This window comes from Butyricicoccus sp. AM78-15b2TA (genome assembly GCF_027665985.1).
In the GTDB taxonomy this organism is placed as follows: Bacteria; Bacillota; Clostridia; order Oscillospirales; family Butyricicoccaceae; genus Agathobaculum; species Agathobaculum butyriciproducens.
Genome location: NZ_JAQEHY010000002.1, coordinates 114,995 through 130,732, shown reverse-complemented (window position 1 = coordinate 130,732; position 15,738 = coordinate 114,995). Strand labels below are relative to the sequence as shown.

Here is a 15,738-nt window from a genome sequence, read left to right as displayed (position 1 = left end):
CAGAAATATCCAAAAGGCTCAACAGTTTAAGGGTGAATTGCTTCAATTTTAGGATATTTCTAATTGCTTAATCTATCTCTCTCAACTGCTGCACAATAGACTTTTTTTCCAAAAGATGAATCAGGGCGGCAGCAATCAAAACAGGAAGTAAAATTGCCACTATCATATATCCAGCAAAATGTACTGCTGGGAAATGCCACACCCAAGTATCGTCGCCAACATAATTCAGATAGCGAATAATTCCATAACCGACCGCAGTTCCAATTAGGACAGTAATACAAATGTTCCAAAAAGCCAGCAAGATACCTTCACACTGTACTGTCTGCCTTAGCTGCTTTTTTGCCAGACCAACGGAGCGTAGAACAGAAAATTCGTGTTTGCGGGAGAGTATCGTAGCAATCAGTGTATTTACCAAATTGATAACAGCAAACAGCATGATGAATCCACACATCCCCCATATCACAAGACTGGTGCGTTGATACATAGCCTTGCTGTCTTGATAATAGTCATAGAGAGATTCCATTGTTACCATTGGTGTGGTATCAACCAGATCATTCATAGCTTTCCGAAGGGCAGGCTCTTGTGATAGGTCATCCATACGAACCAGCAACTGACTATTGAAGTTAAAGCCAGATGGCATCATTTGATTCATTAGTTCTTCCGGCAGTAGGAAAAATCCTGTTTTTCCAAAAAGTTTACCACCACCATCATCTTCAAAGATACCATCACTGATTTCTCCGGCAATTCTAAACTCTGCCTCCTGCTCCTGTATCCCATCAAACCAGCGGAACTTCACCGTGTCTCCAACATGAAATGTCCAGTCGTAGATGTAGTCTGCATATTCATTTCGCAACACCAGAATTTCATGGTTTTCAGCCATGATGGAGTAATTAGCTGTACCAGTCACCAAATATTCTTCCAAGAGGGCCTGCTGATCTGGTGTGAATGGGGTAATATTTTCTTTTTTAGTCACTCCGTTGTATTCAAATTTTGCCTCTAATGTTTGATATTCCGAAACTTCTGCAACACCCTCCATCTGCGCAATGGTCTGTATCAAATCTTCATTCAAAGGATTCTTTAACTGGACTCCAGTTTGTCCATGCGGGTCATTCTTGATCGCATTTCTGGAAAGCTCAACTTCAAATTCTCCATATTCTAAAAGCCCATGTCTTGCAAGGCGCTCCATATCCAGAGAAGAAAGGAGTGTTGTTCCTCCCATAAACATGATTCCTGCAATACCTAACGAAAGAACAGTTACAATCCACTTTTTCCGATTGCGAGAACTTCCCATAATAGCCAGTGAAAAAGGGGTGATTTTCCGATGCAGTTTCTTTGAAACAGCAGGAAAACTCTCATATCCAGTGTTTTTTGCTGCCTCAATCGGTGAAATGCTGCCTGCAATTTTTGCAGGCTTACTCATAGCCAGACATATCATGCCATAGACAAGAAGGAAAATTACAATACTGGTTATTGCGGTATTACCCCAGCTCCATCCGTTTGGCTTGAACAGAAAGGCTGCGATCCCACCGATTACCAGCCCCAAAGCTGTACCACAAACACAGAAAATCCTACCTTGTACCCGAAGAATTTTCTTAATCTGTTTTGCAGTTGTTCCCATTGTACGCAACTGCCCAAATTCCCGCACCTGATTATGCACATAAATATAGAAAATGCTGTAAATCACCAAATAACTGACAAAGAGTACAGCAAAAGAAAAGATAATAACAATCTGAATATCTTCCCAATTCGGCTCCAGGGAAGAAAGAAAACCATCATTCGGATCAGAATTTTGTGCTGGGATACCGTAGTCAGTTTCAATTTGCTTGGTCATGGTTTCAAATGCTTGCTTGGACATTTCATCGGCATGGGCAAATTGAACGGCCAACGCTGTTACAGAATGCTGGAATTGGCTTCCAGATTCCGCATACTGCTTGGAACAGTAAAGGGAATATACTCGTTCTGTGGAACCGCTATCTGTAAGACCTACCACAGTAAAAGTTTCCCTATTCCCATCATAAAAAGGGATTGTGATTGTTGCCCCCAACTCCACTGGAAGCCCCAGTTGCTCCAAATATGTCTTATCCACAGCTACATCATAAAGTCCCGTGGGATACTGGCCTTTCACAATTTTATCCATAACGATTTGGCTGTCATTTTGCTCAATATAGACAGGAATCACCAGATAGTTTTCAATCTGGGTATTTGCCGCCTGCATATATATCTTTGAGTCTGAAATTCTTTCATCATACCGCAAGGCCTGCATCTGTTCGTCATTCAGATTGTGATATAACATCTGACTTGACATAAGCAGCCCTCGTTTTGCTTCGGTTTCCATCCCAATCACAGACAAAGCAAAACCAGACAGCAAGGCAACAGCCAATGCGATGGTCAAAACAGATAAAAATGTTTTAACCCGGCTTTGACTGATACTGTGCTTGGCATACTTTTTGACAATCCGGCTAGTATCATTTTCAAATGGTAATGTCATACCCACCAACTCCTTTCCATTATAGCCTAAAACTGAATTGTTACAGAAATGTCCTAAACACTCTCAAATTTTGGACTGAATTGCTTCAATTTTAGGACAATTCATTTCCGTGTGTCTTTTTTATAAAACCGGATAGATATAAGCAGAACCGTTGCTAACTGAATTACAACAAAAAACAGCGTCAGCCAAACGCTCTCATAATAAAAAATATCTGTCCAGAAGATCACCAAATCTATCAGAGCTACCACACCAGCCGCCCATCTGATTTTCCTTAGAAAGATGTACCGGAATAGCAGAACAACAACAATCGGTGGGATCAGCAGACAAGCTGCATTGATGAGTAATGTCTTTGTGATTTCCATAAGGCCGCCTCCAATTCCATGGTGTTGCTGTCAGCATAACCCCCAAATGTTGCAGAATTGTCCTAAAATCCATTGTCCACTAAAATTTTTTTAAAAAAGGCAGCCTGCCAAAACAGACTGCCTCAGAATTATTTTATGGGCAGGAATACGGAAAAAGTCGATCCTTCCCCGACTTTGGACTCAACGGTAATATATCCGCCCTGCATGGTAATGATCTCACGGGCAAGGTATAAGCCGATTCCGACCCCATCTATATCATGTACCGCTTCATCCCGGTAGAAGCGTTTGAAGATCGTACCCTGGGAATGCTCCGGGATGCCTCTGCCCGTATCCGTCACATCGATCCTCAAATACATCTCCCAATCCCGTACCCTCACCTGGATGCTGCCACCAGAAGGGGTGTACTTTACCGCATTATCCAGAATGTTAAACAATGCTTCAGAAGTCCAGCGGCCATCATGGGATATTGTCAAATCAGGGGGGCAGTCCACCGAAAGGCTGATCTCTTTTTGTTCCATCGGAGCCAGAACACCATTGATGGCGTTCACCAGCGTATCCCCAATCACAGCATCCTGTTTCTCCAGCGTAATGACACCCGTTTCCAGACGGGAAGTTTTCACCATTCCCTGAATGAGAAAATCCAATTTATCCAGCTGCGTACCCGTGGCCTGCAAAAACTCCTTGCGCTTTTCTTCTGTCAATGGCCGTGTCAGCATGGTATCGTTGATCAGCTTCAGATTTGCGATAGGGGTTTTGGTCTGATGGGAAATATCCGATACCATGGATTGCAGTTCTTCCTTTTCTTCCTCCGCCGTATGTCTGGTCTTTTGCATCACATTGTAGAGCTGTTCCAGACGGTGGCTGATCCGGGACAGCAGTGTTTCCGCTTCATAGTCTACCTGAGGCCGATCTGTACTGTCCATCATGTGATCCAATGTCTGGCACAAACCATCGGTGAACAGAGAAAGTTTCTTTTGAAAGTAGTGCAGGAAAACCACGCCCCAAATGTAAAATGCAACTGTCAAAATAATGCCGCAGATGACAACCCGCACATCTTTCGTCATCAAGAAAAAAATCAACAGCAACAAAGCGGCAGTGAGCAGAGTCCCTGCCACAATTTTTCTCAAAAATGCCCTGACGGATAAATTTTGCAGCTTCATCGAGGCTCACCGCCGATCCACTGATAGCCCATTCCATAAGCTGTCTTAATATATTTCCTCTCCTCTGTTTCGATTTTTTTGCGGATACGGCTGATGATCGTCGTTAGAGTATGCTCATCCACAAAGTCTCCATCAATGTCCCACAGCTTCTCTAAAATCTGCCGCTTGGTCAGAATAATCCGGGGGTTCTTTACGAACAGGAACAGGGTGCGGTATTCCTTTGGTGTAAAGTCCAGGGGTTCTCCGGCAAGGGACGCACTTTGTTCAGAGAAGTCGATTTTCAGAAAACCATCATCAAACAAATCATGCCGGGGTGTCCGTAGTTCCAGATTTGCAAAAACCGCCGCTACTTTTTTGCAAAGCACCGTCACAGAAAATGGTTTGGTCACATAATCCGCGCCGCCGACTTCATAGCCCTTGAGCATATCGCTCTCCTTATCATTGGCTGTGATAAAGATGATATAGGTATGCTGACCACGATTCCGGATTTCTTCACACAGATCCAGTCCGCTGCCATCGGGCAGGTTAATGTCCAACAGCGCCACATCAAATTCATTTTCCCGCAGCTTTCTTACCGCGCTGTCAAAATTAAAAACCGAAATGACCTCATATCCATCAGAGGTCAGATTGTATGCCAATGTCCGATTCAAAAGCTGATCGTCCTCTACAATTAAAATCTTCTTCAAAGCCTTCACTTCCTTTCCCAATTTTCCGATCATACTGATATTCTAAACATTAAATGTTACAGAAATGTCCCAGCCAAATATTTTTCTTTTTTAATTATAGGATAGCCTACTTTTCTGCACAAGAATAAAAATACAAATACATACAATGGCTTTTTGCCATGTTGAACACATTAAAAACACCGCCGCAAACTATACGATTGCGGCGGTGCTGACTATATATTAAATCTTTTTGTAGTTACATAGGTATGTGCAGTTGAATTAAAAAATCCCACTATTCTGCCATACCCTGCGGAACTTCAAATTTGTATCCACTCCCCAGAACAGTACGAATATAGCCCGCTTTCGGCATATCCGGAGTTAGTTTTCTGCGAATCTGACCTATGACGCTGGCAACGGCCGTTCCGCAGTTTTCACCATCCGCATTCCACACAGCCTCATAGATCTGGCTGGCAGAAAATACCCAGGATGGGTGGTTTGCCAAATATACCAATGTTGCAAATTCCCGATGGGTCATAGAAATCAACTCACCGTTTCGATGTACCGTTCTCTCCTTCAGGCGAAGCTCCAAGCCCGGAAAAACAAGAATATTACGAGGGTGGGATGACACAATATGGTCAAATTCTGACTCAGCCGCAATAATCTCCATAATTCTGCTAAGTATATATTCTTCATGGTCTGTTACCGACAGTACAAAAATTTTTCCCATATATCCCTCCCTTGAACATACATAATATACAATGACTTAATTTTCCTATTGCCTGAATGCTATTCAACATTCAATTCAATACTTCCCGTGAAATCCTCACATTCAATGCCGATATAGTTTCCGCCTTCAGGGAGTGTAATTGTATCGCTATATGTTCCGGTTGTTTCAAGCAAAGTGACTGCTTCATCAGCTCCAGAAATCCAAAATACTTTTGCAGTTCCCTCCGTAACCTCCAGCGCGCAGTCAATAGCCAGATCCTTACCAGCTTCACGCTTTATGGAAGTTCCGCCGAACAAATACTCTGTATCTGAAAAATCCTCATAGTTGGCTGTATAGCTTCCTGTATAATCATCAATTCCTTTTTCTTTCGTACCTTGTAAGGATGAATTTCCGGTAAGCGCTATGGAACCAGCAGACTGAACAATATTGTTATACTGATCGAGAAATTCGTCTTTTGTACAACCTGAAAGCACAGAAGCACCCAATAGTATCAGGCATAATGATAAAACTATTTTCTTCACAGCTATCACCTTCCTTTCCTGCGTACAGCACGCTTTCCTTTTCCCTTGGCATTTGCCTGTTTACGGGATTTCATTTCTTTTTTGTTACTGGACATCAGTAACAACAGCACCGCCCAGAGAACCATGATGCCAATCCCAATGACCGCCAACAAAGGGGTTGAGGATGTGGTTGTTCCGGCATATTCACTCATGTCAAATCCCACTAAAATCAGCGCAGCAGAGAACGGATAGATGCTGGCAAGGATACCACTTTTGAAAAACAACATGCTGTATCCAAGGAAGAACGCCAGAATGGAACCGCCCAGATATGCCCCTCGGATCTGCCCAAAAATCAGGATCAGCGGCATACAGACCAAATAGGTCGTCAGAGCCGCTAACACGATCTGCGTACCTCCATGAAAAAACACTTCCGCTGTCAGTCCCGATAATCCAACCGTCAATCCAGTAATCAAGGTAATGCCAACGCTGTATATTCCCAGCAGAACTGCAAGCATACCGACTAAAAGTAACTTAGCTCCCAACATTTTCGGCATAGAAACAGGAATTGTCATGATGTTTTTCAGTGTATCATGAGTGGATTCTCTGTCTATAAGCCATCCTCCGATCATTACCAGTGAAATTGGAAGGAATATCTGAGTGTTTCCCCAAACAACATTTTCAAATAGTGCAGAAAAATCATAATTTGGATTTCGGTACTCTGCCTCCACAATCAACTGACTTCCATACTGAACCAAAGGACAGAGTGCAAGCGCCACCAGTCCTACCAAAAGAATCTGGCACCGGCGCAGTTTCAGTAATTCCGATTTTAATAAGTTCCACATAGTCACACCCCCTTAGATTTCCTGTCGCTGGTAAACAAATGCAATCAGCGCAAGAAATACAATGGCTTCCACAATAATCACACCGAATACCTGAACACCATTCAGAAAATACGGACTGACCCGTTCCAACAAATCTGCTAACTCCGCACTGGTCTGGCTTTGGTCATAAAATTGGAATGTCCAGCGGAAGGCCAGCGGCCCCGGAAACAGGGTTCCTATGTTCAAACCAAAAGGCTGTGTGAGAAACATATCGTTCATGGAAAGGATATAATTCGCAATCGTATAGAAAAAGGTAATCACGACAGACACGATATAGTTTTTATTAAGAAGAACAACGAGCAGAATACAGGGAAGTGCGCCCACCCACATAATCAGCCCTTCTTCAATTCCAACGCCAAACAAGGTCCAAAACCCAACCGGTTTCCAACCCTGAAACAACAAAACCGCAAGATTTACCAATCCTCCAACTGCCATAAAGCCAACGGCAAACAACAGTAAAACCAGCATCTTGGACAGCACCAGCTTGGTTCTATTTACCGGTACGGTAACAAGGTTTTTCAGTGTGTCATTATCAAGTTCCTCAAACAACAGATTCGAAGCCAGTATCACAAGAAGCGGCATCAAAAGCAAATATGCACTAAGCTGGAATAGGCTGGACATCACTCCATTTACAGCATCCACATCAGTGTTTACATCTGCCAGAAAGAAAGCATAAGCCAATGGCATGAAAACAGAAAGCAGTAGGGAAATAAATACCAATGGCTTCCGTTTCAATTTCAAAAATTCGCATTTGATTAGTTTAAGCAATTCCTTCGCCCCCTGTCACACGCTTGAAGTAATCTTCAAGACTTTCTTCACAGGTATGTGCTTCTGATACCTCCAATCCGTTTTCTACAAAAACAGTTACAATTTTCCCCACGGGTAGCTCCATATTGTGTAGACGCAGATTGTGGTCGTCTTGTATGGAAAAATTGGTTTCATGGAAATTGCGTTCCAAAATTCTTGCCGCCTGTGCAGTATCAGAGAGCGTGAACCGGATATGTTTACTGCTTTTTTGCTCCAGCTCAGCAAGACTTTCTTCTTCCAGCAATGCACCGTGGTCAATAATTCCAATATCGTCAGCCAGCAAGGAAATCTCCGAAAGAATGTGACTGGAGATTAAAATGGTTTTTCCTCTTGTATCGCAAAGCTCACGGATAAAGGATCGCACTTCTGCAATACCGATGGGATCGAGGCCGTTGATCGGCTCATCCAAAATCAAAAGTTCCGGATCGTGCATAACAGCAAGGGCGATGGCAAGCCGCTGCTTCATGCCAAGGGAATACTGTGAAAAGAGCTTCTTATCTTTGTAGGGCAGTCCTACCAGATCCAGAGCGTCTTTGACGGCATGATTGTTTGGTACACCCCGCAGGGTGGCAAAGATACGCAGGTTTTCTGTGCCGGTCAGATTGGGATAAAAGCCTGGGGACTCGATCAAACTGCCAATACGGGGCAGTAACTTCTTTTCGTTTCCCTGCAAGGACTTTCCCCAGATTTTGACCTCCCCGGAAGTCGGATTTGTTAAGCCCAACAGCATCTTCATAGTAGTAGTTTTTCCGGCTCCGTTTCTGCCCAGCAGACCATAAATTCTCCCACGCTTCACATGGATATTTAAGTCAGCCACACTCTTTTGTGAGCCGTATTGCTTCGTCAGATTTTTTGTTTCAATGATGTAATTGGTGTCCATATTCAAAACCTCCTGTTCTGTAAAGTATTCTATCACGCCAACCTTGCATTAACCTTGTCGCAACCTTGCATTAACCTTGCAATTTGAAATCCGGCAAAATGACAAGGGTTCCCGCCGCAAGGACGGGAACCCGTTTAAATCTCCAAAGGAAAATACAACATAAATGTAGTTCCTTTTCCTGGTACGCTTTCAACTGTTATGCTGCCACCCATCTTTTCTACAAGCTGGTGGACAATAGAAAGACCAAGGCCGCTGCCTTTCTCAGATCGTCCTTTATCACACTTATAAAGCCGTTCAAAAATGTGTTTCAAATCTTCTTTCTCAATTCCCACTCCATTATCAGCCAGCAGCAGCTCCATGTTATTCCCCTTCTTTGACAGGGCAATTTTAATTTTGTCCGCATGGCTGTGAGAAATTACATTTTGAATGAGATTATTGACGATCCTCATATAGCTGTCCATATCCAATCTTACCCGGACAGGCTGTTCCGGAATATCAATGTCATAATCGACCTGTTTATCCTCAAAAATCGGTATCCAGTCGATCAGGATATTTCTTGTCAGCTCTGCAGCCTCAACAGGCTGGATTTCCAAAGCGAACTCGTCGGAATTTAACTTGAACCAGTCAAAAAGAACATCAATATATTCTTTCAGATCGTGAGCTTTCCGGCGGGCGGTTTCGATATAATCATCCCGATCTTTCCCTGTAACAAGCCCTTTATGTGCAGCATCAAGATACCCAATAAGGGTTGTAAGGGGCGTCCGAACATCGTGGGAAAGGCTCGTCATAAGCTGGCGGTTGATTTCCTCTGTCTGCCGGACAATCGAAAGTCTGCTTTCATAGGACACAACGATCTCATTGATTTCATAGGCAAGAGGGGCTGTCAGTTCATTTGTTGCAGACAGAATACGCCGGTTGCCATTTCCGTTTTTCACATCAACCAGAGCGTCGGTCATTTCTGCTATTTGCTTTTTTACGCGCCGAACGAGAACGATGGAAGTCAATACAGCCAAAACAGCAATCCCAATGGACAAGAAAACGATGATTTCCATACCAGCTACACCTCCTTATTAAAACGGTAGCCAATCCCTTTGACCGTTTGGATATACTTTGGACTGGAAGGATTGACTTCTAATTTTTTACGAAGCCGGCTGATGATCGCCATAATGTTACTGTCATCATAAAAATATTCTTCGCCCCATACTTCCTCATAAATCTGCTGTTTTGTTAAAATCTTTCCTTGATGCTTTGCACAGTACAGAAGCAGATCAAATTCCTTTGGTGGAAGTTCAAAAGTGCCGTTTTCCGTCGTAACAGAACGATTTTCAAGGTCAATTTGCAATCCATCAAAATCCAGTTTTTGCACAGCTCCGGTTTGCTGATTAAAGCGGGTGTAGCGGCGAATGAGGGACGCAATACGGGCAATCAGTTCGTCCATGTCAAACGGCTTTGTCAGATAATCGTCCGCTCCGGCCCGTAACCCCCGCACTTTAGAAGCACTGTCATTTTTGGATGTGAACATCAAAATCGGCAGGCTGTTCTCTTTGCGGATTTCTTCCAGCGTTTCAAAGCCATCCATACCAGGCATCATCACATCCAGCACCACAAGCTGGTATTCCTGCTCTTTTAATTTCTGCAAGCCCTCTTTTCCAGTATTACAAAAATCAGCTTCTATATGTTCCGATTGCACACTGCGTTTAATCAAAGCACACAGTTCTCTGTCATCATCTATAATCAAAATTTTATTCATGGTTCAGCTCCTTCCCTTGTTTTGTCCGGCCATCAATCGGCTTCTCCGCAGTTTTAGGGATCAGCCAAACACCAGCCATTTTCACAGCGCCGGGGATACGTCCACCAGCACAATAATAATTTACCCTACGAGGTGTCACGCCCCATTTCTCGGCGGCATCTTTTAGTGTCATATAGTCCATTTTGCACCTCCATAGGACATATTATAGTTCCTTATCTCGAATAGTACAAGCTGGCTATTGTGATTATGCTTATATAAAGAGCCGCAGATCATCTCTGACCTGCGGCTCCGTTCCTATTAACCTGTTAAGTATGTATCCCGTATTTCGCTGTTTGGATGTTCTCTTCGCCATGCAGGATTACTCCGCCGCAAGTCTTTGCACCCTGTACCATGTAGCCCTCAAAAAAGAAGCTGTAAGGCAGGTAATCATCCGTCAGGACGATGCGTTCGTAGTTGTACCAATTAAAATGCTGATCCAGAAATTTTCCTAGTTTGTGTCGCAGGATAGGATTCTCCGCTACGGCCTTGAGATTTTTTCGGCTGTGAAACTCCAGCTTGGGCCGGTTTTGTTCTGGAATGGACAGCATCCGCCACCGTGTTCCATCAACAATTTCTTCCTCACCTGCCGCATATGAGCGAAACGGCTCATAAGGTAGCCTGACCCGCTCGGTGTAGCTGGAAACACGGTCTCTGCCAGCGTCCTTCAGCCATGTGAAGGAAAGCTCCAGCACTTTGACACCGCCTACGGCATCACACAGCCGCAGTTCTGCATAGGAATGGATATCTTTGGTGATTAAGTACTTCTCCTCCTCCAGCCGCTGCAATTCCTTTTTCAAAATAATAAAGTGCTGCGGCGAACAGCCATTTCTGGAACGGGTCTTGAGGGAAATACTATCCCGATCCACATAAACTATTGCCATTGTCCTATTATTCATAATCCACCTCGTTTCTGTTATGTGCTCCTGCTTGATGCATGGCAGTCCGCATGACCAGGAAGGGGTGCTCTACATACTCCTCTTTTGCTGAGGTATATGCCGCTCCGCCTAAAGAGTCCAGATACTGCCATCCGTTTTTGGATTTTGAGATATACACATAGAACGGTGCAAGCACATACTCATCCCGTTCATAGCAGCCCAGATACCGTCTTGCAAGTACAGCCACAACACCCAGCTCTGCCGCTTTCTGTGTTATCAGGGAAACTGCCAGTTTCATTACTTCCTCTTTTTCAATATCATTGAGTCCGAAAGTATAGATACTCTCCAGGAACAGCACAGGCTTCTCACTGGTGACAGGCTTTCCGATATTCATGTTCTCCTGCGACAGATCAGCAAAAGAAAAATCGACGGCAGGCGGTTTTTGAAATGCACCTTTTGTCAAGCGGAGACAGGCACGAGCCACCACCGCTTCATCCTTTTTCACAAGAACAATCTTCTTATTAGAGTCAAAGGCAGCTAACAGGCACTCCCTCTGGCTTCCAGTACGGTAAGACAAGCAGGTACTATGAGGAAGTTCACCAAGCCGCAGCGTGTGGTAAAAATCATCCACCTCTTCTGCCCAAAATGCACCTCGCGCCAACGAAAGATTTTTCTTCCAGAGGCTCTCCTGCATCTCGCTGACAAGGTAGCGGATCTCACGCTGCAGGTCACCGGCAAAATATTTGAGTTTATAGAACTGGCCCATCAATTCAGCCTGTACGATCCGCCGCAGCGCTTCAACAGCCAGCTCCTGCCCGTCCAGTCCCCCATAAAGAGCGCGTACCATAGCCGCACCGCCCCGCAGTAAGAACTCCGTGACATTCTCCCTGTTCTGCTCCACAAAATTGTCCGAAAATGCCAGTTTTTCTTTTAAATCCAACCAGTCTGCATCTGTTTTCAGAATATCCTTGCGCACCTGCTTCCAATCCGTCCTTTCCAAAAGAGCCGTCATATTATTGAGGGCAAATACCGCATCCGACTCTGTAGTGAAATCCGGTATGAATGCCTGCAGCCGCTCGTAGTGCTGCAGCAATCTCATGGCAGTACTCCTGGTCAATCCGCAGATATGTCCAAATGAGCCTCGATACCATTCGCTAAACGGCCTTTCCAATAGACATTTTCCAAGCTGCTCCAACTCTGCATCTCCTGTATACTGGCTGACCAGATCCCGTTTTATCAGCTGCCGAAGTGTCAGCAAACGCTGATCTATGGGAAGCGGTGTCAGTATGGTGTATAACCGGACATAAACCTCTTTCTGATGCCAAAGCTGATACATTTCCTCAAAGGTGTACTGCTGCCCTTCTTCCAGAAGCGTAAAGAAGCTGTCGCTGCGGTTCACAGAATCGCTGGCTTCCAAATTCTTCAGCGTCAGGGAATTGATGTTGCAGTGCTCACAAAAACCTGGCTCAAACAAAAGAGCGTATCGCCCCAAGGACAGGAACGCTTCACTGTTCTGATCAACCAAATCCAAAAAATGCTTTTTCCTATGCTCCACCGCATAAATGAGAATTGAAAACTGGAATTGCCGGACAGCGTTAAAATCCAGATGGAGCCTGCCGGCATACAGAGCATTCAGATAACTCAGTTGGTTGCATAAAATTTCTTCCCTCCGTTCCTTGCTCAAAGGATGTGGCTGGGAGATAAACCAGTTGAGATCATACTGTCCGGCATGGTTGTCCAGCCAGAGGTCAAAAAAAGCAGATAAATCCTCTGCGTCATATTCAAACACAGCCAACAGCCGGTGGAATTTTCCCACATCGTTCATTTTCATCCAACGGAGATCTTTCAGGCGCTCTACTGACAGAAACAGACGCACATCATACCGATAAAGCAAGGTGCAGACTCTCTGGAGCGGACGATTCTGTTCCAACAGTTCCAGAGCTTTCCGTTCATTTTGATGCCAGCAAAACAGATACGAACCAAGAAACGGTTGCCGCATCATATCCCGCTGATGTTCTGTCAGCATGGAAAGCCCCTTCCACTCTGCAATAGGAAAAGCCTGCAAGTTATCCAATATGACCTGCTCCTCTTCTTCATACATCACAACGGGAAAATAGTATTTCAGGTATTCAAACCGCAGTGATGACAACAGTTCCAATTTCATGACTGCCAACACCTGTTCTTGTGGGTACGCTGTCAGTCTCTCTCCAAACCCGTCCGCTGACTTTAAGGCTGAGTCAATTTCTTCATCGCCAATCTCCTGTCTGCACAATGCGCCATAAAGTGCTGCAAAGTCCGGCACACGAATCAGTTCTTCCTGTATCCGCTTTGTTTTCCGGATGCGCAGCCGTTCCTGTAATTGAAGTGTCTCCACCTGTCCACATGCCTGCGCTATGGCATCCTCTGAAAAGCTGCCTGTAAGCGCCGGAAGCAAGCCATCATCTTTCATTCTGGTCAAAAGGGTCAGATGTTTTAATGTATTTCTCATGCTGCTTCACCTCCGAGCATTGTCAGTACCATATTCAAAATCTCATGCCTTGGCCGGGGTTCAGACTTTACCAACTCACCACACAGCTCAAAAAAAGCGTGTGCATCTTTGGTATCCATTGTCTGCACACAACCGGCGGGCCATTCCACCAACTTATCAAATGCCATATCCAGTACCTCTTTCTTCTCATCCCGGTAATAATATCCACCTATGAATTTCATAAGGGATTCGGCGCTGCCGTTATAAAACTGCAACAGCTTTTCCCGTTTTTCTATGATCCGCTTTTCCTGCTCCAGCCGTTTTTCCTGCTCTTTTTTCTCCACTTCGGCTCTGCGTTCATCCTCCAGCTCTTCCTTGGAATAGAATGTTTCCTTCAGCCGGTTGATTTCATAGCCACTATACTCACTGTGTAGCAAAAGCTGCCGGAGCACCGCCGCCAACGCTTTTTTATCATAAAGGCGTTGGATATCCGGTGCTTTTAAGGCGCTTAAAACAAAGTCCTCATATTTTTCCGGCTCCGTCTGGAAAACTGAACGCTCCACCCAGTCATAGAGCTGACGATGCTGCTCCGCAGATAGAAATGGACGGCTGATGCATGTTTTATATTCCCTTCTGCTGTAATACCCCTCACTCCTGACAAAGCATTCGTGAAAGTAAAATCGCTCGCCAAATATCGTTTGAAGCTGGGAAAAAGTGTACTCAGCCAGCAGCCTCTCCACAAACCGGAAGCACCTCCAGCTTGAAATTGTCAGGGCGTACTCCCGCAGCAATTTCAGTTGTTGTGCATATTCTCCATCATCCCTGTGCTGCTCAAAAAACTCCCATAAATCAATTTCCTTTTTTTCCACCAGAAAGGCAAACGCCCGTCTGCTGTTCGTATGCCTGCTCCCAAAATATTCAGCATAGTCGGCTCCGGTCAGCTCCTTGTATCTGGAAAGCCACTGTTTCAAAGGGATTGTCTGCCTGGAATACAGCATCTGCAAGGTAAACAACTCCATATAGGTGTCCCGTTCCAGTTCCTTCGCCAGATCATCGTACTGAGGATCGAACACATCAAATCGATACGGAAAATCCTTCTGTATCGTCTGGTTCATCCATAACAGTGTTTTCGGCGCTGTGGGGTTCAGACCATATTGAACCGCTTCCCAGAGTCCCTGAAATCCTTCATACTTGACCGTAAAGCTGTTATAGAACCAAAACAGCCACCCAAGATATTCATAAAATCCTTCTAAAAGGTTTTGGGGATCATTCAGCAGCATCCGGCTACATGTCACCGCGATTTTCTCAGCGGGAATACTTCTGGAATTCAACCGATCTGGCAGCCTGTCCGCCCATACAGCGAGAGAATTTGCCAGTACAATCTCATCATGGCGATACCCTGCTTTGCGCAGAGCCAAAAACTCCCGGCTATCCGGCTTCATGTTCATATAGGGCAGTTTCATCAATGTGCGCAGTGCCAGATCTGCTTTGCCCCGGTATTTCTTTACCTGTTCTCCATAGAAACGGATAAACCACTCAAACGCCCCAAAATCGACGGTTGGGAAGATGGTTCTGTTCTGCGTCAACAGTCGGAGTAACTGGTCGTGCATGGCCCGATAACCGTATTCGGCATCATCAAACAACGACAGTACAAACAAGGCCTCCTCCGTTCTGACATATACCTTCGCCGCCAGTTCATCCAGCAGGCTATGCCGCCGGGCGGTATCCGTTTCCAGCAGATACAGAGCGCCCTGCAGGTACACATCCTCTCTTGCAGATCGCCGTACCTTTTGGAGAAATGTTCCCCGCTGATTGCCAACAAACATATTGTCAGACTGGATCGCACAGGTATTTCCCAGCGCCAGAGCCAGAGCGCGGAGCACCCGAACATCATTGCCCAGTTTTTCCTCAAACCGCTCCAGCACTTCGCCGGGATAACGCAGATTGTACGGTTCAAAGTAGCCGAATACATCTGATTCCGGCTGCCAGATCTGCCTCGCCTTTATTTGTCGGTAAGTCCTTCCCGCCGTATTATCCTGAGAAGTCTGTACGACCAATTCGGCAAAGGCATGGTAAAGTTCCAGATCAACAGCCCTCTGATATGCCCGGTAAACCGGTATCCTGTCGATATGCATTA

The 15,738-nt window shown here is 45.0% G+C and carries 15 protein-coding genes; all 15 read right to left on the bottom strand.

Features of this window, described 5'->3' with window-relative positions; all coding sequences use genetic code 11:
* Positions 1-67: 67 nt before the first annotated feature.
* On the bottom strand, positions 68-2,488 hold the full coding sequence (locus PGS25_RS02620; protein WP_270417618.1) for an ABC transporter permease: 2,421 nt from the start codon (positions 2,486-2,488) through the stop codon (positions 68-70).
* Positions 2,489-2,589: 101 nt separating this feature from the next.
* A complete protein-coding gene (locus PGS25_RS02615) occupies positions 2,590-2,850 on the bottom strand; it encodes a hypothetical protein (RefSeq protein ID WP_270417616.1) in 261 nt (86 codons plus the stop codon).
* A 128-nt stretch (positions 2,851-2,978) separates the two neighbouring features.
* On the bottom strand, positions 2,979-4,010 hold the full coding sequence (locus PGS25_RS02610) for a sensor histidine kinase (RefSeq protein ID WP_270417615.1): 1,032 nt from the start codon (positions 4,008-4,010) through the stop codon (positions 2,979-2,981).
* Positions 4,007-4,696, bottom strand: coding sequence for a response regulator transcription factor (locus PGS25_RS02605; protein ID WP_270417614.1), 690 nt, complete (start codon positions 4,694-4,696; stop codon positions 4,007-4,009). The genes PGS25_RS02610 and PGS25_RS02605 overlap by 4 nt, the downstream gene beginning before the upstream one ends.
* Before the next feature lie 271 nt (positions 4,697-4,967).
* Positions 4,968-5,402, bottom strand: coding sequence for a winged helix-turn-helix domain-containing protein (locus PGS25_RS02600; protein ID WP_270417613.1), 435 nt, complete (start codon positions 5,400-5,402; stop codon positions 4,968-4,970).
* A 59-nt stretch (positions 5,403-5,461) separates the two neighbouring features.
* Positions 5,462-5,923, bottom strand: a complete 462-nt coding sequence (locus PGS25_RS02595; RefSeq protein ID WP_270417612.1) for a hypothetical protein — start codon at positions 5,921-5,923, stop codon at positions 5,462-5,464.
* Positions 5,924-5,928: 5 nt separating this feature from the next.
* Positions 5,929-6,744, bottom strand: coding sequence for an ABC transporter permease (locus PGS25_RS02590; RefSeq protein WP_117492179.1), 816 nt, complete (start codon positions 6,742-6,744; stop codon positions 5,929-5,931).
* A gap of 12 nt (positions 6,745-6,756) precedes the next feature.
* Complete coding sequence (locus PGS25_RS02585) at positions 6,757-7,551, bottom strand: ABC transporter permease (RefSeq protein ID WP_117492181.1); 795 nt, start codon at positions 7,549-7,551, stop codon at positions 6,757-6,759.
* Complete coding sequence (locus PGS25_RS02580; protein WP_270417610.1) at positions 7,544-8,470, bottom strand: ABC transporter ATP-binding protein; 927 nt, start codon at positions 8,468-8,470, stop codon at positions 7,544-7,546. The genes PGS25_RS02585 and PGS25_RS02580 overlap by 8 nt, the downstream gene beginning before the upstream one ends.
* Positions 8,471-8,604: 134 nt before the next feature.
* Positions 8,605-9,522: a sensor histidine kinase gene (locus PGS25_RS02575; RefSeq protein WP_270417609.1), complete on the bottom strand. Its 918-nt coding sequence runs from the start codon at positions 9,520-9,522 to the stop codon at positions 8,605-8,607.
* A gap of 5 nt (positions 9,523-9,527) precedes the next feature.
* On the bottom strand, positions 9,528-10,220 hold the full coding sequence (locus PGS25_RS02570; protein WP_050624142.1) for a response regulator transcription factor: 693 nt from the start codon (positions 10,218-10,220) through the stop codon (positions 9,528-9,530).
* Complete coding sequence (locus PGS25_RS02565; protein ID WP_080908646.1) at positions 10,213-10,401, bottom strand: helix-turn-helix domain-containing protein; 189 nt, start codon at positions 10,399-10,401, stop codon at positions 10,213-10,215. Before PGS25_RS02565 ends, PGS25_RS02570 begins: the two co-directional genes overlap by 8 nt.
* Before the next feature lie 124 nt (positions 10,402-10,525).
* The gene (locus PGS25_RS02560; protein ID WP_270417607.1) at positions 10,526-11,155 is read right to left on the bottom strand and encodes a hypothetical protein; all 630 of its coding nucleotides are present in this window, start codon (positions 11,153-11,155) and stop codon (positions 10,526-10,528) included.
* Positions 11,148-13,622, bottom strand: a complete 2,475-nt coding sequence (locus tag PGS25_RS02555) for a hypothetical protein (protein WP_270417606.1) — start codon at positions 13,620-13,622, stop codon at positions 11,148-11,150. Before PGS25_RS02555 ends, PGS25_RS02560 begins: the two co-directional genes overlap by 8 nt.
* Positions 13,619-15,736: a hypothetical protein gene (locus tag PGS25_RS02550; RefSeq protein WP_270417605.1), complete on the bottom strand. Its 2,118-nt coding sequence runs from the start codon at positions 15,734-15,736 to the stop codon at positions 13,619-13,621. The genes PGS25_RS02555 and PGS25_RS02550 overlap by 4 nt, the downstream gene beginning before the upstream one ends.
* Positions 15,737-15,738: the final 2 nt, after the last annotated feature.